A 20,913-nucleotide genomic window follows, 5' to 3' on the forward strand; every position below is an offset into this window, starting at 1 on the left:
CAAATATTGATCCGGCAAACATCCGCCTGTCAAGGGCGACAGCGATACGCCGGCGGCGGCGGCCGAGGACTACTTCGGCGTGCACGCGCGCTTCGACGAGATGCTCGAAGCGCATCGCGACGAGATCGCGCCGCGCGATCTGAAGCTGGCGCGCTACATGATCGTCACCCCCTCTCAGGCCCCGGTGCACGCGGCGGTGATCGATCCGCCGGCCGGCTTCGACGCCGCCGCGATCGAGGCCATCGTCGACATGCCGATGGGCTATCTCGGCGCCGCGGCGTTGGCAGTCCCTAGTGCGCCGGCTGCGCGCCGCGCGCCGCGCGCCATCGCTTGAGCGCGGCGGCGCGCCGCTCGCGCAGGCGCTCGGCGATCGCCGCGCCTTCGAGCTTTTCCTCGGCGAGCACATCGCGCGCGGTCAGCGCCGCGGCCACCGCGCGCGCTTCGCGCAGGTAGGCGGCCGGCGGATATTCGCTGTCCTCGAAGCCGAGCCGGCCGCGCGCATCGCAGAGACTCGCCTGCAAGACCTGTTCGAAGCGCTCGCCGGCACGGAAGGCCTGCAGTCGTTCGAGCAGTTCGACGAGCGTCTTCGGGCGCAGCTCGAGCGCGCGGTGGATGAGTAGATGCTCGCGCGTGTGGATCACCGCCAGATCGCGGAACTCGGCGGCGACGCGCAGGCGCGCCGAAAAGGCTTCCACCAGCGGCACGCCGCGCACGTCGTGCAGGCGATGCGAAGGCCATTCATCGGACGGCGTGCGCGCCTTGCCGAGATCGTGCACCAGCGCCGCGTAGCGCACCGGCAGGCCGAAGCCGAGGCGCGCGCCGACATCGACGCACATCAGCGTGTGCACGAAGCTGTCGACTTCCGGGTGGTAGTCGGCGCGCTGCGGCACGCCGGCCAGGGCGTCCAGCTCGGGCAGCACGCGCGCCAGCGCGCCGCAGCCGCGCAGCGTGGTGAAGAACACGCTCGGCGCGGCGCAGGCGAGCGCTTTCTTCATTTCCTGCCAGACCCGCTCGGGCACCAGCTGATCGACTTCGCCGCAGGCGACGATCTCGCGCAGCAGCGCCTGCGTGTCTTCGGCGACGTGGAAGCCGAGCGGCGCGAAGCGCGCATGGAAGCGTGCGAGGCGCAGCACGCGCACCGGGTCTTCGACGAAGGCCTCGGAGACGTGGCGCAGCACGCGCGCGTTCAGGTCGCGCACGCCGCCATAAGGATCGACGAGCGTGCCGTCTTCGCCCTCGGCGATGGCGTTGACGGTCAGGTCGCGGCGGCGCAGGTCCTCCTCGAGCGTGACCTCGGGCCCGGTGTGGAAGCTGAAGCCGCGATAGCCGCGGCCGGACTTGCGCTCGGTGCGCGCCAGGGCGTGCTCCTCGCCGCTGTCGGGATCGAGGAATACCGGAAAGTCCTTGCCGACCGGCCGGAAGCCCGCCGCGACCATCGCTTCGGGCGTCGCGCCGACCACGACCCAGTCGCGCTCCTTCACCGGCAGGCCGAGCAGGCGGTCGCGCACCGCGCCGCCGACCAGATAGCGCTTGCCCGGCACGGCACTCATCGCGCGCTCACGGCCGCCGCACCGGCTGCAGCAGCTCGTCGAAGTCGCGGATCTTGCCGCTGAGCTGCCAGTCGTGCACGGCGATGTGCCAGGCGATGCGCTGCACGTAGCCGCGCGTCTCGTTGTACGGCACGTTCTCGATCCACACGTCGGCGTCCATCGGCAGATCGGGCAGCCAGCGCGCGACGGCGTTCGGGCCGGCGTTGTACGCCGCCACCGTCAGCACGAACTGGCCGTCGTAGCGGTCCGTCATCTGGCGCAGATAGGCCGAGCCCAGCGTCAGGTTGAGAGCCGGGTCGAAGAGATCCTCGCGATCCGGCCGGCGCGCGCCGATCTTGCGCGCCACGTCGCGCGCCGTACCGAGCTTGAGCTGCAGGAGGCCCAGCGCATCGGAGGACGACACCGCCTGCGGCAGGAACAGACTCTCCTGGCGCACCACACCGTAGATCCAGGCCGGCGGCAGGCCGCTCTGCCTGGCGGCGCCGGCGATCTCGTCGTCGTAGATCGTGCGCGGATAGAGCACGTCGAGCACGTCGGTCGCGCTCAGCTGGGTGAGGCCGAGCACCGCCTGCCAGTGCCAGCCCCAGCGCGCCGCGAGCAGCGCCGCCTGCGCGCGATCGGCCGGCGAGAGATCCTGCGTCGCCGTGCGCCATTCGGCGTTGGCCCAGTTGATCTCGTCGACGAGGAACAGCTCGCGGGCGCGCTGCAGCGGCGGCGACTGCAGCAGGCGCGCCTGCATCTCGGCGACATCGTCGAGCTTGCGCGCGCGCGGCGTGTAGCGTTCGCCGAGCCGCCAGGCGGCGAGCACGCTGTAGTAGCCGTTGTCCTGCGCCAGCTTGCGGTACAGGGTGCGCGCCTCGTCCTTGCGGCCGAGCTTCTCGCTGGCGCGCGCGCGCCAGTAGGTCCAGCGCGGATCGTCGAGCTCGGCCGGCGGCATCGCCTGCGCCCATTGCAGCGCGAGTGGCCACTGCCGGTTCCACAGCGCGCTGCGAACCCGCCATTCGCGCACCGAAGCGTCGATCGCCTCGGCCGGCAGCTTCTGAAACCACGACAGCGCCTCGGCCTTGCGGCTCCAGGCGTAGCCAAGCGCCAGCGCACGGCTCAGCTCGGCCTCCTGCGCGGTCGTGAAGCGCGCGCGATCGAAGCGCGCGAGCAGCGCGGCGGCCGCATCCGGATCGCGCCGCGCGTACCGGGTGAAGGCGTCGTCGACCGCCGGCCATTCGAAGGCGCGCTGCGGCGCGGCGGCGAGCGCGGCCAGCGCCTCGCCGGGATCGTCGAGCAGATCGGCCCAGGCGCGCAGCGGCGCGGCGCGTTCCGCCGGCAGCTTGGCGATCAGCCAGTTCGCCAGCGTGCTGTTGCCGGCACCGAGCGCCTTGCGCGCACGCTGCTCGATTGCCGTCGGCGTCAGCGCGCCGCTGGCTTCCAGCCAGGCGAACGGCGGCACGCAGGCCGCGGGCATCTGCGCGGCATCGGCCCAGAACGCCAGCAGCTCGTCCTTGAGCGCCGGCGTGTTGTCGAGCGCGATGCGCGCCTGCCAGCGGTCGCAGGCCAGCTCGGCGCCGTCGGCCTCGTAGTGCGCGAGGAAGCTGCTCCACTGCTGGCGCCTGGCGAGATCGAGCAGCCACTGGCGGCGCAGTTCGCGGGTGACGGCAAGATCGGGATGGCCGGCGATGAAACGCTCGGCGGCGTTGTCGGCGGTGCCCGGCGGCGCGCGCGCGATCAGGCTCTGGATGCGCGAGGCTTCGAGATACGGAAACAGCACGTAGTCGCGCAGCGCGGCGCTGTCCTCGTGCGTCGGCGTGCGCCCGGCGCGCGCGTCGGCCAGCGCCTCGCGAAACTCGCGGCGCACGGCCGCCTCGTCGGCACGCGCGGCCAGCGGCGCGAGCGCCGCCAGCGCCGCCAGCAGCAGCAATAACGCGAAGGTCGTCGGTACTCGATTCATCGTGGTCGCCACGGGCGGACCATTGTAGAACAGCGACCCGGACGCGCCGTGAACGTATCCGTCAGCGTCGCGTCAGTCCTGCTGCTGCGGCGCGTCGGGCAGGTAGCGCACGCCCTTCATGCCGCAGGCGAGGATCGCATCGCGCAGTTGCACGATCGCCTGGCGGCGCGGGAAGGTCTTGCGCCAGACCAGGGCGATGCGCCGGTGCGGACCCGGCGGCACGAAGGGCTTGGCGAGCAGGCGTGAACGTTCGTCGGGGCGGTTCTCGACCGAGGACTGCGGCAGCACGGTGATGCCGAGACCGCCGACCACCATGTGGCGGATCGTCTCCAGCGAACTGCCCGACTGCGGCAGCGGCCCGTCGCGATCCGGATCGACGCATTTCGGGCAGGCCTCGATCACCTGCTCGCGGAAGCAGTGACCGGGGCCGAGCAGCAGCAGCTTTTCGCCGGCGAGCTGCCGGGCGGGAATCGCCTGCTCGTTCGCCCAGTGATGCTCGGGCGGCAGCAGCACCACGAAATCCTCGTCGTAGACCGGCCAGGCGGCGAGGCTGCTGAGATCGACCGGCAGCGCCACGCAGATGACGTCGAGCTCATTGTCGCGCAGCTGTTCGAGCAGCCGCGCCGTGAAGTTTTCCTCGATCACCAGCGGCATCATCGGCACGCGCTCGCGCAGCAGCGGCACGAGGTTCGGCAGCAGATACGGACCGACCGTGTAGATGGCGCCGAAGCGCAGCGGCCCGACGAGCTCGTCGTGCCCCTCGCGCGCCAGATCCTCGATGCGTCGCGCCTCGGCGAGCACGCGCCTGGCCTGGGCGATGATGCGTTCACCGACCGGCGTCGGCTTGGCCTCGCCGCGATTGCGCTCGAACAGCGCGACCCCCAGTTCATCCTCGAGCTTCTTCAGTGCCACCGACAGCGTCGGCTGCGACACGAACGAGCGCTCGGCGGCGCGACCGAAGTGGCGTTCCTTGTCGAGGTTGACGAGATAGCGGAGTTCGGTGAGCGTCATGCGAACCATTATGGCATCGCGCTTGGTACCGCGACCTTCTTGGCCACTGCGTTTGAGCTGCGCTTCCATTTCGCCCAGAAGGCGACCTGCTTTATCTTTGTGTGCACAAAGAAAAGTAGGCAAAAGAAAGGCACCCCTGGCTCTGCGCTCCCGCTACGCGGGAGTTCCCTGTGGCGCTCGCCGCGAAGGACGCGGCCGAAACTCGCGATGCTGCGCATCGCTCAGACACTCGGCCGCTTCATCCCTTCACCGCTGCGCTCCTCGGCGCAACGCAAAGGGGAACCAACAGCAAAAAGCATCGCGCTACGCGCGACAAAGAGACAACGAGACAACGAAGCAACTCCCGCTCCCGCATGCGCGGGGAAGGGTCGAAGCCTCTACCAATCCCGCGGCACCAGATACTTCGACAGCAGTTCCGCTTCCGGCGAGCCGGGCTCCGGCCGATAGTCGTACTGCCACGCCGCGAGCGGCGGCATCGACATCAGGATCGACTCGGTGCGGCCGCCGGACTGCAGGCCGAAAAGCGTGCCGCGATCCCAGACCAGGTTGAACTCGACGTAGCGGCCGCGCCGGTACAGCTGCCACTGGCGCTCACGCTCGCCGTATGGCGCGTCCTTGTGGCGCTCGACGATCGGCAGATAGGCATCGAGAAAATGATCGCCGACGCTGCGCTGCAGCGCGAAGCTGCGCGCGAAACCGCCGATGTGCCAGTCGTCGAAGAACAGGCCGCCGACGCCGCGCGGCTCGTTGCGGTGCTTGAGGAAGAAATACTCGTCGCACCACTTCTTCAATTTCGGATGGACCGGCGCGCCTTCGGCATCGACGAAACCTTCGCAGGCCCGGCGCGCGGTCGCGTGCCAGTGCTGCACGTCGTCGTCGAAACCGTAGTACGGCGTCAGGTCGAAACCGCCGCCGAACCACCACACCGGCGGCGCATGCGCTTGATCGCTGCGCGATCCCGCTTCGCGAGCCAGCGCCGGGACCTCGGCAACGAAGAAGCGCACGTTGGCGTGCACGGTCGGCACGTAAGGATTGCGCGGATGGAAGACCAGCGACACGCCCATGGCGCGGAAGCCGCGGCCGGCAAGCTCCGGGCGGTTCTGCGTCGCCGACGGCGGCAAGCGCGTGCCGCGCACGTCGGAGAAAGCGACGCCGGCGCGCTCGAAGACGCGACCCTCGCTCAGCACGCGCGTCTCGCCACGGCCCTGCAGCGGACTGTCGGCCGGCTTCTCCCAGGCATCGCGCAGGAAGCGCGCGCCGCCCTCGCCTTCGACCGTCTCGAGCGCCGCGCAGATGCGCTGCTGCAGATCGCGCAGATACGTTTCGACGGCGGCGCTGTCGATGGCTTCGATGCTCATCGGCGCAGGATATGTCCGGTCGAAACGTCGCGGATCGTGGTCGGCTTGGCCAGGCCGCCGAGTGCGCCCGGCACGATCGCGTCGAGCTCGTCGCGGAAATAGCGGCGCACCTCGAAGGCGCTGCGCGCCGGCTCGCGGCCGGCCGGGTTGGCACTGGTCGACACCAGCGGCCCGCCCCAGCGCTTGCACAGCGCGCGCACCACGGGATGCGCGGTCACGCGCACGGCGACGCCGTCGTGATCGCCGCTGATCCACATCGGGCAATAGTCCGTCGCCGGGAAGATCCAGGTCGCCGGCCCCGGCCAGGTCGCCGTCGCACGCTTCAGCGCATTGTTCGACGGCGCTTCGACGAAGGGCGCGAGCTGCGCGAAGTCGGCGGCGACGAGGATCAGGCCCTTTCCCCAGGGACGATCCTTGAGCTCCAGGACGCGCGTCACGGCGCGCTCGCTGAGCGGATCGCAGGACAGGCCCCAGACCGCTTCGGTCGGACAGGCGACGACACCGCCGCGCGCCAGCGCCGCGATCGCGCTGCGCAGATGCCAGGGTGCGATGTCCATCACTTCTTCTTGGCAGCGGCTTTTTTCGTTGCCTTCTTCGTTGCCTTCTTCGTCGCCGTCTTCTTCGTCGTCGCCTTCTTGGCGGCGGCCTTCTTCGCCGGCACGGCGTCGTTCGCCGCCTCGGTCTTCGCCGCCACCTTGCGGGCCGTCTTCCTGGCGCCCTTCTTCGGCGCGCTCGCGGCCTCGGCGAGATAGGCCTCGCACTCGAATACGCTCAGCGACTCGGCTTCGCGACCGCGCGGCACCGGCGCGCGGCGCGCGCCGTCGCTGATGTACGGACCGAAGCGGCCCTTGATGATGCGGATGCCGGTGCCGTCGAAGCTCTTGATGGTCGCCGCCTCGAGCGCCGCCGCCTTCTGCTCGATCAGCTCGATCGCGCGCGGCAGTTCGACGGTGTACGGATCGTCATCCTTCTTCAGCGACACGAAGCTCTTGCCGTGGCGCACGTAGGGCCCGAAGCGGCCGATGTTGACTTCGACCTCCTCGCCGTTCGGCAGCGTGCCGAGCTTGCGCGGCAGCTGGAACAGCGCCAGCGCATCGTCGAGCGTGATGGTGTCGATGCGCTGGTTGGCGCGCAGCGAGGCGAAGCGCGGCTTGTCGGCGTCTTCCTTGGTGCCGATCTGCACGAAGGGCCCGTAGCGGCCGAGGCGCGCCGACACCGGCTTGCCCGACACCGGATCGGTGCCGATCTGCCGCGCTTCCGAGACTTCGGCGCGCGACAGTTCCATCTTCTCGTCGACGCGCGGCTTGAAGCCGCTCCAGAAGTCGGCGAGCAAGGGCTTCCACTGCTTCTCGCCGCGCGACACCGCGTCGAGCTCATCCTCGAGATGCGCGGTGAATTCGTAGTCGACGTACTGCGTGAAGTGATCGGTGAGGAACTTGTTGACGATCATGCCGACGTCGGTCGGGATGAAGGCCTTGCCGTCGAGGCGCACGTAGTCGCGCGCCAGCAGCGTCGAGATGATGGACGCATAGGTCGACGGCCGGCCGATGTCGTATTCCTCGAGCGTCTTCACCAGGCTCGCTTCGGTATAACGCGGCGGCGGCTCGGTGAAGTGCTGGTCGGCGATCAGCTCGAGCAGCCTGACGCGGTCGCCGACGGCGAGCGCCGGCAGGCGCTTGTCGTCGTCGTCGTCTTCCTTGCCGCTCGGCGTGTCGACGTTCTGCAGATAGGCGGCGATGAAGCCGGGCTCGACCAGCGTCGAACCGGAGGCGCGGAAGGCGTGCGCACCGCGCGAACCCGCCGGCGCCTCGCCGGCGCGCAGCTCGGCGGTGACGGTGTCGTATACCGCCTGCTCCATCTGGCTGGCGATCGTGCGGCGCCAGATCAGCTCGTAGAGCTTGGCCTGGTCGGGCGCCAGATACCTGGCGACTTCCTTCGGCAGGCGGCCGGCCGCGGTCGGGCGCACGGCTTCGTGCGCTTCCTGCGCGTTCTTGCTCTTGGTCTTGTAGAAGCGCGGCTCCGGCGGCAGCGCCTTGGGCCCGAACTGCTGCGGGATCACGGTGCGGATGTCGGCGAGCGCGTCCTGCGCGAGATTCACCGAGTCGGTACGCATGTAGGTGATCAGGCCGACGGTCTCGCCGCCGATGTCGACGCCTTCGTAGAGCTGCTGCGCGGCGCGCATCGTGCGGCTCGCCGAGAAGCCGAGCTTGCGGTTGGCTTCCTGCTGCAGCGTCGAGGTGGTGAACGGCGGCGCCGGATTGCGGCGGCGCTGCTTCCTGTCGACGCTGGCCACCAGCAACGTGCCGGCGGCGGCCTTCTGCACGGCGGCCTTGGCGCCCATCGCCCCGACCACGTTGACGAAGCTGAACTGCTCGACCTTGCGCCCGTCGAACTCGACGAGCTTGGCGCTGAACGCCGTCGCGTCCTTCTCGGCCTCGGCTTCGAGCGTCCAGTACTCGCGCGGCACGAAGGCCTTGATTTCCTCCTCGCGCTCGCAGATCAGGCGCAGCGCCGGCGACTGCACGCGGCCGGCAGACAGGCCCGGCTGCACCTTGCGCCACAGCAGCGGCGAGAGATTGAACCCGACGAGATAGTCGAGCGCGCGGCGCGCCTGCTGCGCGTTGACCAGATCCGTGGAAATGTCGCGCGGGTTCTGGATCGCCTTCTGCACCTCGCGCTGGGTGATCTCGTAGAAGACCACGCGCTTGACCGGCTTGCCCTTCAGCGCGTTCTTCTCGCGCAGCAGCTCGGCCAGATGCCAGGAGATCGCCTCGCCCTCGCGGTCAGGGTCGGTCGCCAGCCACAGCTCGTCGGCGTCCTTCAGCGCCGAGACGATCGCCTTCACGTGCTTCTCGTTGCGATCGATGATCTGGTACTTCATGTCGAAGCCGTGCGCGACATCGACGGCACCGTCCTTCGGCACCAGGTCGCGCACGTGACCGTAGCTCGCCAGGACTTCGAAATCCTTGCCGAGGTATTTCTTGATCGTCTTCGCCTTGGCCGGCGACTCGACGATGACCAGATTCTTGCTCATTCAGTCCCATGTGGGGGGGAGCGGCCGGACCGGCCGCGTTTGGGCGCCTTATAAGCGGAAGGCTCCGCCCATGTCCAGCCAACCGCGCGCGCGCACGTGCGCGCGCGAGGCGGCGGTCAGGAAATGCGCAAAAGGAAAAGATAATGACCTGCCGGACCACCCCTCACCCTAACCCTCTCCCCGCCAGCGGGGAGAGGGAACAGAAAGCCCGGCAGCGGGAAATCAGCTGGAGGCGCCGGCGAGCGAGCGTTGTGAGCAGGGCCGAGGTCGCGGCTCCCGCGCGCAGCTGTGCTGAAGCACAGCGAGCACGGAAGTCGCGAGATCGGCCCGCGCAGCAGCTCGGTCGCCGCCGCGGGCTCAGTGCTTGAATTCGCCGTGGTAGTAGACCATCTCCTCGATGTGCCCGAACGCCTCTTCGGCATCCGGCTGGTTCATCAGCACCAGCAGGCACACCCATTTGACGCGCTCGAGGTCGATCTCCTCGGTCAGCGCCATCAGGCGGTCGACGATCAGCTCGCGCATCTCCGGCGTGATGATGCCGAGCTGCTCGAGATACATGATGAAGCCGCGGCACTCGGTCGAGATGCGCGCGGTTTCGTCACGCGTGTAGAGGCGCATCGCCCGGCCGGGACCGAAGACGAGCGGAAGCTGGCGTTGCTGAGCGAGGCCGTCGAGCCAGGTGAAGGCATGGCCGACTTCATCGTCCGGGAAGCCCGCCGCGATCAGTTCCTCGCGCAGCGTGTCCTGGTAATCGGCGTCGGAAAATTCGCCTTCCTGATAGTTTTCGAACAGATACATCAGCACATCCAGGACCGTTTCTTTCATGTCGAGTCTCCAGTGCTGCCAGTACTGCCGTACTGTGTTCGCAGTGTAATGCCTTTTCGGTCGCCGGACCGGCCGCCGGTGCCGGCGCATGGACCGTTCAGACTCCCTCTATCGTGGGGGCAGGCGCTGATAGCGTCCTCCGGCCGCCGGCGCGATGCGTCCTTGCAGTTCGAGTATGGTCAAAGCCGTTTGCAGGTCGGCGACGGTCTGCCCGGTGCGTTCGACCAGCGCATCGAGCGTGAGCAGCTCGTCGCCGAGCGCGGCAAGGATCGCCGCCGCTGCCGGATCATCGCCTGCGAGCGGCGCCTCCGCCGCCGTCGGCATTTGCTCCGCAAGTCGCGTGCCGAGCCAGGGCCGCAGCAGCGGGCCGAGCTCCTCGAGAAGGTCGTCGACCGTCTCGACCAGCCTGGCGCCCTGGCGGATCAGTGCGTGGCAGCCGCGCGCCTGCGGGTTGTGGATCGAGCCCGGAATGGCGAACAGCTCGCGGCCCTGCTCGAGCGCGTAGCGCGCCGTGATCAGCGAGCCGGACTCGCGCGCCGCCTCGACCACCAGCACGCCCAGCGAAAGACCCGAGATGATGCGGTTGCGCCGCGGAAAATTCTCGGCGAGCGCCTGCACGCCGCTCGGGAATTCGGAGACCAGCACGCCGCGCGCGGCGATTTCGTGGGCGAGCGCCTTGTGCCGCGCCGGGTAGACGCGATCGAGACCGGTCGCGCAGACGGCGACGGTGTAGCCGCCGCCCTCGAGCGCGCCGCGATGCGCGGCACCGTCGATGCCGAGCGCCAGGCCCGAAGTGATGATGAGTCCACGTCGCGCCAGCTCGGCGGCGAAGGCGCGCGCGTTGTCGAGGCCCTGCGGCGTCGCCGCGCGGCTGCCGACGATGGCGAGCTGCGGCATGCCCAGCAGTTCGACATCGCCCTGCCAGAACAGCAGGGGCGGCGCCGCGGCGATCTGGCGCAGGGCGGCCGGATAAGCGGCGTCGGCGATCGTCAGCACGCCGCGGCCGGCGGCGTCGAGCCAGGCGAGATCGGCGGCGATGCCGGCCGCGTCCGGCTTCTTCAGCGCGTCGATCTGCGCGCCGCTCAGGCCGATGGCGCGCAGCGCGCTGCTCGAAGCGCCGACCGCGGCCTCGGCGCTGCCGAAGGACTCGAGCAAGCGGGAGACGGCGACGCTGCCGACGCCGGGGGCTCGGCAGAGCGCCAGCCAGGCTTTCAGCGCGGCGCCGTCCACGCTCCGCGGCAACGGGCGGGCCGTCGCGTCGTCATCAGAACCGCTCGCCGTCCTGCGGCTGCTCGACGCGGTCGAGCGTATGGATCTCGCGTACCGCGCTCATCACCAGCGCGTAGGAGACCTTCGATTCCACCTTGAACACCATCAGCGTGCCGGCGTAGAGCTCCGGCAGGGCGACGAGGTGATTCGAGTACGGATCGCGCGCCTGCCGCCCCGCCTGCAGGATGCTCAGCACATGACCCGGCTCGATGCCTTCGCGCCTGCCGCGGTTCAGCGTCACCACCTGGTACTGGCCGATCTGCGACACGCCGTCGTAGACCGACAGGATGCGGCCGCCGATCCTGTGCGTCGGTGCGTGCGGATAGAAGTTGGTGTCGAGGGTTTCGTCGGCCGGCGGAATCAGGCGGTCGCCGGCCAGCGCCTCGCGATCGCTGCGCGTGATGAGTCCGGTCGCCGGAGTGCCGAAGGCGCGCACTTCGACCGCGCCGACCGGCGTGCCTTCCCAGCCGAGCAGTTCGCCGGAATCCGGATCGACCATCTTGCTGCCGAGGCGGATCGCGTCCCAGCGCGTGCGGCCGCCGTTCGGCAGCTTCTGCATGTAGATCAGGCTGCCGGCGCCTTCGATGACGTGCGGATCGACGAAGCTGAGAATGTACGGCGCGTCGCGCAGCTGCTCGGCGTCGACCAGGCGCGGATTGCTGAGGAAGTCGCGGATCGATTCGAGCGGAATGGTCGGGATCGCCTGGGCTAGCGGCAGCTCGCGCACGCGCGGCGAGAGGTATTCGGTGTCGGCGCTGAGGCCGTCGGCGGCCATGATCATCGGCCGGCCGTCGCGCCAGACCAGGGTCAGCACGTCGCCGGGATAGATCAGATGCGGATTCTTGACCTGGTCGTTGACGTACCAGATCTCCGGCCACTGCCAGGGCTGCTTGATGAAGTGATTGGCGATGCCCCACAGCGTGTCGCCCTTCTTGACGACATAGCGCAGCGGCGCATCCTCGCGCAGCGCGACGGGCGCGCCTTGCTGCCGGGGCGGCGGCATCACGGCCGGTTCCGCGGCCTGACTCGGCGCGGCCTGCGGCGCCTGGCTGGCCGGCGCCTCGCTGTGCAGCGGCGCGCGACCCGCGCAGGCCGTCAGCAGCGCCGCCGCCAGCGCGCCGTGGATGATCGTCAAGCCGTTATACTTGCGCATGGCGGCGCGTCCCCCGGAGGCTCTGCCAATGTCCGCAAACTCTAGACGGCTCAATTGTTTGCCGTCAACTTCAGCGGTTGTTTCTCAAGCCGGTTGCACCCATGTCGCTGCTCACCATCCTCCACCATCCCGACCCGCGCCTGCGCCAGAAGGCGCAGCCGGTGACCGTCTTCGACGACGCCTTGCAACGGCTGATCGACGACATGTTCGAGACCATGTACGACGCGCCCGGCGTGGGGCTGGCGGCGACGCAGGTCGGCGTCGCCATGCGACTGGCGGTGATGGACTGCAGCGAGGACAAGAGCAAGCCCGCGCCGATCGTCATCATCAATCCCGAGATCGTCGATCCGGCCGAGCGCGTCGAGATGGAGGAAGGCTGCCTCTCGGTGCCCGGCGTCGCCGACAAGGTGCAGCGCTACAACCGGCTGAAGCTGCGCGCGCTGGATCGCCACGGCGCGCCCTTCGAACTCGAGGCCGAGGGCTTGTTGGCACAGGCCGTGCAGCATGAAATCGACCATCTCGATGGCAAGCTGTATATCGACTACCTCTCGGCCCTGAAGCGCGAGCGCATCGGCAAGAAGCTGGCAAAAGCGCGGCGGGCCTGAAACCCTCTTCGAAGGAGCGGCAATGACAAGGATGCGCCCGGGGATGTTGCTGGCCGGCCTGCTGCTGGTCTGCGGCACGGCCGCGATCGCCGGACCCCTGGCGGTCGACACGCTGGACGGCGATCCGACCACCGTGCCCGACGGCCTCGCCGCCGGCCCGAAGCTGCTGGTCATCGCCTTCTCCAAGGCCGCGCGCAAGCAGACCGACGACTGGAACGCGCACCTCGCCGCGCTGTGCAAGAGCGGCACGCCGGGCTGCTACGACGTCGCCGTCGTCGAGGGCATGCCGAGCTTCGTCATGGACATGGCGATCGGCCGCATGCGCGACAAGGTGCCGCCGCCCGAGCGCGCCCATCACCTGCTGGCCATGAAGGGCACGGAAGACTGGAAGCAGCTGGCGGCGACGCCCGCGGCGCCGGGCGACGATGCCTACCTGGTGCTGCTCGGCGCCGACGGCGCCGTGCGCTGGCGCGCGCAGGGTTCGTGGAGCGCCAGCGCCGAAGCCGGGCTGCAGAACGCCCTGAAGGCGCACTGACGATGAGGGCCGCGGCGACGTGAGACTGGTCTTTGCCGGCACGCCGGATTTCGCCGTCGCCGCCCTCGATGCGATCCATGCCGCCGGCCATCGCATCGTCGGCGTCTACACGCAGCCGGATCGTCCGGCCGGCCGCGGCCGCAGGCTGACACCCTCGCCGGTCGCGCTGCGCGCCGCCGCGCTCGGCCTGCCGCTGTTCAAGCCCGAACGCCTGCGCGGCGAAGCCGAACAGGCCGCGCTGCGCGCGCTGGCGCCGGAGGTCATGGTGGTCGTCGCCTACGGCCTGATCCTGCCGCAGGCGGTGCTCGACATTCCGCGTCACGGCTGCCTCAACATTCACGCCTCGCTGCTGCCGCGCTGGCGCGGCGCGGCGCCGATCCAGCGCGCCATCGAGGCCGGCGACACCGAGAGCGGCGTGACCATCATGCGCATGGACGCCGGCCTCGATACCGGGCCGATGCTGCTGGTCGACCGCCTGCCGATCGACGACACGACGACGGCGGCGACGCTGCACGACGCCCTGGCCGCGATGGGCGCCCGCCTGATCGTCGCCGCACTCGACGGCCTCGCCGCCGGCACCCTGCAGGCGACGCCGCAGCCGGCCGAAGGCGCGACCTACGCGAAGAAGTTCGACAAGGACGAGGCGCGCATCGACTGGACGCAGTCGGCGGCGGTCGTCGCGCGCCGCATCCGCGCCTTCAACCCGGCGCCCGGCGCCTGGACCGAACTCGACGGCGAACGCATCCGCTGCTTCGACGCGCGCGCCGCCGCGCCCGGCAGCGGCGCGGCGCCGGGCACCGTCGTGCGCGCCGATGCCGAGGGCATCGAGGTCGCCGCCGGCGACGGCCGCGTGCGCCTGCTGCAGCTGCAGTGGCCGGGCGGCAAGCCGCTGGCGGCGGCGCAGATCGCCAGCGGCCGCGCCCTGGCCGGACGGCGATTCGCATGATCGCGCCCGACGAAGCCGCCCCGGACGGCGACGAGGACCTGCCGCCGCCGCCCGACATGCCCGACTGCTGCTTCAGCGGCTGCGCGCAATGCGTGCTCGACACGCACGCCGAGGAAATGCGCGAGTGGCGGGCCCGCGTCGCGGCGATCCGCGCCGGGCGCAAGGCGCCCGAGGCGGATCGAGGCCCGTAAGCGCGATCGGCGTCGTCGTGATGCCCTCAGGCGAGCCGCCAGGCAAGGTGCGGGGCACGCCCTTGATGATTCCCGCGAAGCGGCCGGCAAAGCCGCAGGGCGGCAGCGAAGGCCGGACCGTTCTGGTCCATGGCGTTCAGCCTGGCAAGCGCAGTTCAGCGGCGAAAACACTGCCGTGCGTCGCCACGCCTACCCGGCCGCGCGCCGGCCGGTCCATGCTGGGCGCGTTTTCAATGCGGCGCCCGCGCTTTATCCAGAGAAAAAGCGTCAGGGAGGGGATCGGGCATCCGGCAGCGCACGCTTGATAAGGGTCGCTGAAGGGCGGGGTGCCGTCCACGGCGTCGTGCCGTCGGCGAGACATCCGGCGGCGGTTTCACGAAGTTCGGAGCGTGCTGTGCTGACAGAAATCGTGACGGTCCTGGGACCGCTGAAGCTGGTGATCGCCGGCGTGCTGTTCTTCAACCTCGCCTGGCTGGCGGTGCGCAAGTGGCTGGCGCTCGGCGTGTTCGGCATCAGTGTCGGCGAAGTCTCGCTGCCGCAGCTGTGGGCGCAGGCGCAGCAGTTCGGTGTCGATCTCTTGCACCATCCGCTGCGCGCCCTCGACGGCCTCGCGCCGAGCTTCGGCGGCGGCGAATTCGTCTACGTGCTGCTCGCCAATGCCCTGCTCGCCGCGGCGATCTGGTTCGCCGTGCGCAGCCTGCAGCTCTGGGCGCGCGCCACGGTCAAGCGCCACGAGGAGGAATTCTGGGAGCTGGTGCAGCGCGACGAAGGCCCGCGCCGCGGCGGCGTGGCGCCGGCGCGCAGCAAGCTGCCGCGCGGCCGCTTCTCGCGTCCGCGCTGAGGCGCCCGCCGGCGGCGCGCGCCGGCAGCGACGTCTATGATGTGCGGCCCTTGCCGCAGCCGTCGCCATGAAGCCCGCCGCACCCGTCTCCCGCCATCACGCCAACGTGCGCGCCAGCGCGGCACGGGCGATCAGTCGCGTGCTGCGCGGCAGCAGTCTCGACGATGCGCTGTTGCCGGCCGAGCGCTTCCGCGTGCCGGCCGACGCGGCGATGACGCGCCTGCTCGCCTACGGCGTGCTGCGCGAGCTGCGCCTGCTGCAGGCGATCGCCGCGCGGATGGTCGACAAGCCGCTGGCGCAGGACGACGAAATCCACGCGCTCGTGCTGGTCGGCCTGCACCAGCTGCGCAGTCTCGCCACGCCGCCGCACGCGGCGATCAACGAAACGGTGGCCGCCGCCGAAGTCCTCAAGCGGCCGCAGGCGCAGAGTTTCGTCAACGCCGTGCTGCGCCGCTACACGCGCGAACAGGGGGCGATCGAAGCCGGCCTGCCCAATGATCCCGGCCTGCGCCATTCGCATCCGGACTGGCTCGTGCAGCAGATCCGCAACGACTGGCCGCGGCACTGGGAAAGCGTGCTGGCCGCCAACAACGGCCAGGGACCGCTGACCCTGCGCGTCAACCGCCGCCGCATGAGCCGCGACGAATACCTCAGGCGGCTCGCCGAGATGGACATCGCCGCCAGCGCGGACAGCGCGGCGCTCGAAGCGGTGACGCTCGCCGAGGCGCGCCCGGTCGACAAGATTCCCGGTTTCAACAGCGGCCAGGTTTCGGTGCAGGATGCGTCGGCGCAGCTGGCCGTGACGCTGCTGCAGCTGAGCGGCGGCCTGCGCGTGCTCGACGCCTGCGCCGCGCCCGGCGGCAAGACCGCGCACATGCTGGAATGCGCCGACCTCGAGGTCACCGCCGTCGATCGTGACGCGCAGCGCCTGATCCGCGTCGACGAGAATCTGCGCCGCCTCAGGCTGGCGGCGAAGCTGGTCGCCGGCGACGCCGGCGAGCCGCTGCGCTGGTGGGACGGCAAGCCCTTCGATCGCGTGCTGCTCGACGCGCCCTGCTCGGGCACCGGCGTGATCCGCCGCCATCCCGACATCAAATGGCTGCGCCGCGACTCCGACATCGCCGGCCTGCAGGCCCAGCAGCTGCGCCTGCTCAAGAGCGGCTGGAATCTGCTCAAGCCGGGCGGCCGGCTGGTCTATGCGACCTGCTCGGTGCTGCGCGCCGAGGGCGACGAGATCATCGGCCGCTTCCGCCTGCTGCACGACAATGTCGTCATCGAACCGATCGTCGCCGCCTGGGGCGAGGCGACGGCGCACGGGCGGCGCATCGCGCCGGGCGGCGCGCATGACGGCTTCTATTACGCGGTGCTGCTGAAGCGCTGAGGCCCGCCGCGTGCCGGAAAACAAAGACCCCGCCGAAGCGGGGTCATCTGGGAAAGCAGGCAGCGGTGAACCGATCGTCACCTCCCCCGAAGCAGCGACCGGCGGCCCGGCTTCCTGCAACCACAGTAACTATTGGCGTTCCCCCCGACTACTCGGCTCACACCGGCGTCGATGTCGCTGGCATCTTAGTAAGCGGCTTTCGCACATCGGCATAGTAAAAAGTGCCCATGGCGAACGTCCTACAAATCCCCCAAGGCCGCTCGACCGCGTCGACCGCCGCGTCCGGCGGCGGTGACGGGCGCCCATCTTGCGGTGCAGCATGGAGCGGCGTAAGGTGCGCGGCCCATGAAAATCGTCATCCTCGGGGCAGGGCAAGTCGGCTCGACGCTCGCCGAGAACCTGACCAACGAGCGCAATGACGTGACCGTCGTCGACACCGACACGGCCGCGCTCGATGATTTGCAGGAGCGCCTCGACCTGCGCACCGTCGCCGGCCACGCCGCATACCCCGACACCCTGCGCGAAGCCGGCGCCGACGACGCCGACATGATCATCGCCGTCACCGAGAGCGACGAGACCAACATGTTGGCCTGCAAGATCGCCGACACGCTGTTCAAGACGCCGACCAAGATCGCCCGCATCCGCGCCACGCACTACCTGCGCGAGGAGAAGCTGTTCGGCGCAGACGCGATCCCGGTCGACATGCACATCTCGCCGGAACAGCTGGTCACCGACCAGATCAAGCGCCTGATCGAATATCCGGGCGCGCTGCAGGTCGTCGACTTCGCCGACGGCAAGGTGCGTCTGGTCGGCGTCAAGGCCTATTACGGCGGCCCGCTGGTCTCGCGCCAGCTCAAGGAACTGCCGCAGCACCTGCCCGGCGTCGACGCGCGCGTTGCGGCGATCTACCGCCGCGGCCGGCCGATCATTCCCGAAGGCGACACCGTCATCGAGGCCGAGGACGAGGTGTTTTTCGTCTCCGCCGCGCATCACGCGCCGAAAATCATTGCCGAGCTGCGCCGCCTCGACAAACCCGTGCGCCGCGTCATGCTGGCCGGCGGCGGCAACATCGGCTTTCGCCTCGCGCGCGCGCTCGAGGACAGCCGCATCCAGGTCAAGATCATCGAGCGTTCGCGCGAACGCGCGCGCTATCTGTCCGAGAACCTGCGCAACACCGTCGTGCTGTCCGGCGACGGCGCCAACGAGGCGCTGCTGCGCGAAGAGAACATCGAAGACATCGACGTCTTCTGCGCGATCACCAACGACGACGAGGCCAACATCCTCTCGGCGATGCTCGCCAAGCGGCTCGGCGCGCGCAAGGCGCTGTGCCTGATCAACCGCCTGTCGTATGTGGAACTGGTCGAAGGCGGCAGCATCGACGTGGCGATCTCGCCGCAGCAGTCGACGGTGTCGGCGCTGCTGTCGCGCGTGCGCCGCGGCGACGTCGTGCGCGTGCATTCGCTGCGCCGCGGCGCCGCCGAGGCGATCGAAGCCGTCGCGCACGGCGACCGCCACAACTCGAAGGTGGTCGGCCGCCGTCTCGAGGAGATCAAGCTGCCGGCCGGCTCGACGATCGGCGCCATCGTGCGCGGTGACGAGGTCATCATCGCCCACCATGACACCGTGATCGAAGCCGAGGACCACGTGATCCTGTTCATCGTCGACAAGAAGCGCGTCGCCGAAGTCGAGAAGCTGTTCCAGGTCGGCTTCTCACTGCTCTGACAACGCGATGCGCGCGGCTCTGCCCAGCTCTTCGCCCGCCGCGCATCCGCGCCGCCGCTTCGCCGCCGTGCAGCGCATCATGGGCCTGCTGCTGATGGCCTTCTCGACGACCATGCTGCCGCCGCTCGCCGTCGATCTCTGGTACGGCGAAGGCGCCTGGCGCGCCTTTCTCGAAGGCGCCGAGGTCGCGCTCGTCATCGGCGCGCTGATCTGGTGGCCGGTGCGCAACTACCGCAGCGAGCTGAAGGTGCGCGACGGCTTTCTCATCGTCGTGCTGTTCTGGGCGGTGCTGTCGACGGCCGGCGCGGTGCCGTTCATCGAAGCGCACGTCGGCTGGCACTCGTTCACCGAGGCGCTGTTCGAGTCGGTGTCCGGCCTGACCGCGACCGGCTCGACGACGATCGCCGCCGGCCTCGACGCGATGCCGAAAGCGGTCCTCTACTACCGCTCGCAGCTGCACTGGTTCGGCGGCATGGGCATCATCGTGCTCGCCGTCGCCGTGCTGCCGATGCTCGGCGTCGGCGGCATGCAGCTGTACAAGGCCGAAACGCCGGGGCCGATGAAGGACGCCAAGCTGACGCCGCGCATCATGAGCAGCGCGCGCGCACTGTGGGTCGTCTACCTGGTGCTGACGCTGGCCTGCACCACGGTCTACTGGCTGCTCGGCATGAGCCTGTTCGACGCCGTCTGCCACGCCATGTCGACGGTCTCGACCGGCGGTTTCTCGACGCACGACGCCAGCCTCGGCTACTTCAACAGCCTCGGCATCGAGATCGCGGCGATGTTCTTCATGCTGGCCGGCGCCTCGAACTTCGCCCTGCACTACCTGGCCTGGGACAACCGCTCGCTGGCCGGCTACTTCCGCAACACCGAATTCCGCGCCTTCCTGACGATCTACGCCGTGCTCGGCGTCATCGTCTGCACGATGCTCTACGTGCACGGCGTCTACGGCCTCGGCACGTCGATCCGCCGCGGCCTGTTCCAGGTCGTCGCCTACGGCACCGACGCCGGCTTCGCGACCGCCGATCCGAGCCTGTGGCCGAGCTTCGTGCCGCTGCTGCTGGTGCTGGCGACCTTCATCGGCTGCTGTGCGGGCGGCACCGGCGGCGGCGTGAAGGTCATCCGCCTGGTGCTGTTCGTCAAGCAGGCCGGCCGCGAGATCACGCGGCTGATCCATCCGAACGCCGAAGTCCCGATCAAGCTCGAACACAAGATCGTGCCGGATACCGTCGTCTACGCCATCGGCGGCTTCTTCTCGATCTACATCGGCTTCACGATCCTGCTCAGCTTCGCGATGATCATGACCGGCCTCGACCCGGCGACGGCCCTGTCGGCGGTCGCCTCGTCGATCAACAACGGCGGGCCGGGCCTCAACGAGGTGGTGTCGAACGTGTCCTCGGTGACCACCTTCGGCAAGTGGGTGCTGATCGCCGGCATGCTGATCGGCCGCCTCGAAGTGTTCACCCTGCTGGTGATCTTCACGCCGGCCTTCTGGCGACGCTGAACGGCCGCTTCGCGCGTGGCGCCATGGCGGACGCTCTGGTCTAATTCGGGCTTGCGACGCTACGCCGCATCTTCCCCGCCCCGCCATGTCGGTCTTCACCAAAGTCAGCCACACGCAGCTGCGCAAGTTCCTCAAGCAGTACCCGGTGGGGCCGCTGATCGGATTCCAGGGTATCGGCGAAGGCGTCGAGAACACCAATTACTTCGTCGACACCGAAGACGGCCGCTGGGTGCTGACCCTATTCGAGCGCCTCAACTACGCCGACCTGCCGTTCTTCCTCGGCCTGATGGATCACCTCGCCTCGCGCGGTTTCGCCAGCGCGATGCCGGCGCGCACGCACGACGGCAAGAATCTGGTCACGCTCAACGGCAAGCCGGCCGCGCTGGTGCGCCGCCTGGTCGGCCAGAGCGTGCTGTTCCCGAACCTCGAACAGTGCCGCCAGGTCGGCCGCGCGCTCGGCGAGCTGCACGTCGCCGCGCAGTCCTACGCCGGCCACTGCGACAATTCGCGCGGCGCGCTGTGGCGAGAGCAGACCGGCCGCCTGCTGGCACGCAAGACGCGCGAGGCGAGCATCCGCAAGCTGATCGACGACGAGCTGGCGCAGCAGATGTCGATCGATCTCGCGGCGCTGCCGCAGGGCGTGATCCATGCCGACCTGTTCCGCGACAACGTGCTGTTCGTCGACGACCGCCTGACCGGCGTCATCGACTTCTATTACGCCTGCAACGACGCCCTGCTCTATGACCTCGCCGTGACCGTCAACGACTGGTGCTTCGAGCCGGACGGCACGCTGAACCCGGCGCGCTGGGAAGCGATGGTCTCGGCCTACCGCTCGCGCCGCGAGTTCTCGGAGGCCGAGCGCGCCGCGTGGCCGCTGGTGCTGCGCGCCGCCGCGCTGCGCTTCTGGCTGTCGCGCCTGTACGACTGGACCTTCCCGCGCGAAGGCGATGTCGTGCACATCAAGGACCCGGACCAGTACCGCCGCATCCTCGCGTTCCATCGCGAGCACGCGCCGCCGGCGCTGTAGTGCCGGCGGCGGCCTCGAG

19 protein-coding genes are annotated in these 20,913 nt (G+C 69.5%); 10 read left to right on the forward strand and 9 right to left on the reverse strand.

The genetic code is table 11. The features are described from left to right. Window positions 1–79: 79 nt before the first annotated feature. Complete coding sequence (locus tag K344_RS21550; RefSeq protein WP_028080965.1) at window positions 80–334, forward strand: hypothetical protein; 255 nt, start codon at window positions 80–82, stop codon at window positions 332–334. Here K344_RS21550 and K344_RS0112590 read toward each other — a convergent pair. From K344_RS0112590 to K344_RS0112630, 9 genes are all read right to left on the reverse strand, one after another. Beyond that, window positions 291–1,550, reverse strand: a complete 1,260-nt coding sequence (locus tag K344_RS0112590) for a multifunctional CCA addition/repair protein (protein WP_028080966.1) — start codon at window positions 1,548–1,550, stop codon at window positions 291–293. The genes K344_RS21550 and K344_RS0112590 overlap by 44 nt on opposite strands. Before the next feature lie 7 nt (window positions 1,551–1,557). Beyond that, the gene (locus K344_RS0112595; protein WP_084197390.1) at window positions 1,558–3,492 is read right to left on the reverse strand and encodes a lytic transglycosylase domain-containing protein; all 1,935 of its coding nucleotides are present in this window, start codon (window positions 3,490–3,492) and stop codon (window positions 1,558–1,560) included. Between the two features lie 72 nt (window positions 3,493–3,564). Next, a complete protein-coding gene (locus K344_RS0112600; protein ID WP_028080968.1) occupies window positions 3,565–4,503 on the reverse strand; it encodes a hydrogen peroxide-inducible genes activator in 939 nt (312 codons plus the stop codon). Window positions 4,504–4,880: 377 nt separating this feature from the next. After that, window positions 4,881–5,861, reverse strand: a complete 981-nt coding sequence (gene hemF, locus K344_RS0112605) for an oxygen-dependent coproporphyrinogen oxidase (protein WP_028080969.1) — start codon at window positions 5,859–5,861, stop codon at window positions 4,881–4,883. Further along, window positions 5,858–6,418, reverse strand: a complete 561-nt coding sequence (tsaC, locus tag K344_RS0112610; protein WP_028080970.1) for an L-threonylcarbamoyladenylate synthase type 1 TsaC — start codon at window positions 6,416–6,418, stop codon at window positions 5,858–5,860. Before tsaC ends, hemF begins: the two co-directional genes overlap by 4 nt. Further along, window positions 6,418–8,895, reverse strand: coding sequence for a DNA topoisomerase I (locus K344_RS21555; protein WP_043114455.1), 2,478 nt, complete (start codon window positions 8,893–8,895; stop codon window positions 6,418–6,420). The genes tsaC and K344_RS21555 overlap by 1 nt, the downstream gene beginning before the upstream one ends. 357 nt (window positions 8,896–9,252) lie before the next feature. Continuing rightward, the gene (locus K344_RS0112620) at window positions 9,253–9,720 is read right to left on the reverse strand and encodes a Smg family protein (RefSeq protein WP_028080971.1); all 468 of its coding nucleotides are present in this window, start codon (window positions 9,718–9,720) and stop codon (window positions 9,253–9,255) included. Window positions 9,721–9,828: 108 nt separating this feature from the next. Continuing rightward, window positions 9,829–10,950 carry a DNA-processing protein DprA gene (dprA, locus tag K344_RS0112625; RefSeq protein ID WP_028080972.1) on the reverse strand — a complete coding sequence of 374 codons (1,122 nt, stop codon included), beginning with the start codon at window positions 10,948–10,950 and terminating at the stop codon, window positions 9,829–9,831. Window positions 10,951–10,984: 34 nt separating this feature from the next. Beyond that, window positions 10,985–12,142, reverse strand: coding sequence for a LysM peptidoglycan-binding domain-containing protein (locus K344_RS0112630; protein WP_028080973.1), 1,158 nt, complete (start codon window positions 12,140–12,142; stop codon window positions 10,985–10,987). A gap of 101 nt (window positions 12,143–12,243) precedes the next feature. Between K344_RS0112630 and def the strand changes: the two genes are divergently transcribed. From def to K344_RS0112675, 9 genes are all read left to right on the forward strand, one after another. After that, window positions 12,244–12,747, forward strand: coding sequence for a peptide deformylase (def, locus tag K344_RS0112635; protein WP_028080974.1), 504 nt, complete (start codon window positions 12,244–12,246; stop codon window positions 12,745–12,747). A gap of 22 nt (window positions 12,748–12,769) precedes the next feature. Beyond that, entirely contained in the window at window positions 12,770–13,282 is a 513-nt protein-coding gene (locus tag K344_RS0112640; RefSeq protein ID WP_157622913.1) for a hypothetical protein, read from the forward strand. Window positions 13,283–13,301: 19 nt separating this feature from the next. Further along, a complete protein-coding gene (gene fmt / locus K344_RS0112645; protein ID WP_028080976.1) occupies window positions 13,302–14,228 on the forward strand; it encodes a methionyl-tRNA formyltransferase in 927 nt (308 codons plus the stop codon). After that, window positions 14,225–14,419: an oxidoreductase-like domain-containing protein gene (locus K344_RS21560; RefSeq protein ID WP_043114457.1), complete on the forward strand. Its 195-nt coding sequence runs from the start codon at window positions 14,225–14,227 to the stop codon at window positions 14,417–14,419. Before fmt ends, K344_RS21560 begins: the two co-directional genes overlap by 4 nt. A gap of 394 nt (window positions 14,420–14,813) precedes the next feature. Next, window positions 14,814–15,260: a hypothetical protein gene (locus K344_RS0112655; RefSeq protein WP_028080977.1), complete on the forward strand. Its 447-nt coding sequence runs from the start codon at window positions 14,814–14,816 to the stop codon at window positions 15,258–15,260. A 67-nt stretch (window positions 15,261–15,327) separates the two neighbouring features. After that, window positions 15,328–16,641: a 16S rRNA (cytosine(967)-C(5))-methyltransferase RsmB gene (gene rsmB / locus K344_RS0112660; RefSeq protein WP_051362194.1), complete on the forward strand. Its 1,314-nt coding sequence runs from the start codon at window positions 15,328–15,330 to the stop codon at window positions 16,639–16,641. A gap of 345 nt (window positions 16,642–16,986) precedes the next feature. Beyond that, the gene (gene trkA, locus K344_RS0112665; protein ID WP_028080979.1) at window positions 16,987–18,363 is read left to right on the forward strand and encodes a Trk system potassium transporter TrkA; all 1,377 of its coding nucleotides are present in this window, start codon (window positions 16,987–16,989) and stop codon (window positions 18,361–18,363) included. Between the two features lie 7 nt (window positions 18,364–18,370). Then, on the forward strand, window positions 18,371–19,867 hold the full coding sequence (locus tag K344_RS0112670) for a potassium transporter TrkG (RefSeq protein ID WP_051362195.1): 1,497 nt from the start codon (window positions 18,371–18,373) through the stop codon (window positions 19,865–19,867). An 85-nt stretch (window positions 19,868–19,952) separates the two neighbouring features. Continuing rightward, complete coding sequence (locus tag K344_RS0112675; protein WP_028080981.1) at window positions 19,953–20,894, forward strand: homoserine kinase; 942 nt, start codon at window positions 19,953–19,955, stop codon at window positions 20,892–20,894. Window positions 20,895–20,913 lie beyond the last annotated feature (19 nt).

The sequence above is a fragment of the Solimonas soli DSM 21787 genome (assembly GCF_000474945.1).
Taxonomy (GTDB): Bacteria; Pseudomonadota; Gammaproteobacteria; order Nevskiales; family Nevskiaceae; genus Solimonas; species Solimonas soli.

Bases quoted from the DNA above. Each gene is read 5' to 3' on its own strand.
- K344_RS0112590 (WP_028080966.1), bottom strand. From the start codon at position 1,550: ATGAGTGCCGTGCCGGGCAAGCGCTATCTGGTCGGCGGCGCGGTGCGC.
- K344_RS0112595 (WP_084197390.1), bottom strand. From the start codon at position 3,492: ATGAATCGAGTACCGACGACCTTCGCGTTATTGCTGCTGCTGGCGGCG.
- K344_RS0112600 (WP_028080968.1), bottom strand. From the start codon at position 4,503: ATGACGCTCACCGAACTCCGCTATCTCGTCAACCTCGACAAGGAACGC.
- hemF (WP_028080969.1), bottom strand. From the start codon at position 5,861: ATGAGCATCGAAGCCATCGACAGCGCCGCCGTCGAAACGTATCTGCGC.
- tsaC (WP_028080970.1), bottom strand. From the start codon at position 6,418: ATGGACATCGCACCCTGGCATCTGCGCAGCGCGATCGCGGCGCTGGCG.
- K344_RS21555 (WP_043114455.1), bottom strand. From the start codon at position 8,895: ATGAGCAAGAATCTGGTCATCGTCGAGTCGCCGGCCAAGGCGAAGACG.
- K344_RS0112620 (WP_028080971.1), bottom strand. From the start codon at position 9,720: ATGAAAGAAACGGTCCTGGATGTGCTGATGTATCTGTTCGAAAACTAT.
- K344_RS0112630 (WP_028080973.1), bottom strand. From the start codon at position 12,142: ATGCGCAAGTATAACGGCTTGACGATCATCCACGGCGCGCTGGCGGCG.
- def (WP_028080974.1), top strand. From the start codon at position 12,244: ATGTCGCTGCTCACCATCCTCCACCATCCCGACCCGCGCCTGCGCCAG.
- K344_RS0112640 (WP_157622913.1), top strand. From the start codon at position 12,770: ATGACAAGGATGCGCCCGGGGATGTTGCTGGCCGGCCTGCTGCTGGTC.
- K344_RS21560 (WP_043114457.1), top strand. From the start codon at position 14,225: ATGATCGCGCCCGACGAAGCCGCCCCGGACGGCGACGAGGACCTGCCG.
- rsmB (WP_051362194.1), top strand. From the start codon at position 15,328: ATGAAGCCCGCCGCACCCGTCTCCCGCCATCACGCCAACGTGCGCGCC.
- trkA (WP_028080979.1), top strand. From the start codon at position 16,987: ATGAAAATCGTCATCCTCGGGGCAGGGCAAGTCGGCTCGACGCTCGCC.
- K344_RS0112670 (WP_051362195.1), top strand. From the start codon at position 18,371: ATGCGCGCGGCTCTGCCCAGCTCTTCGCCCGCCGCGCATCCGCGCCGC.
- K344_RS0112675 (WP_028080981.1), top strand. From the start codon at position 19,953: ATGTCGGTCTTCACCAAAGTCAGCCACACGCAGCTGCGCAAGTTCCTC.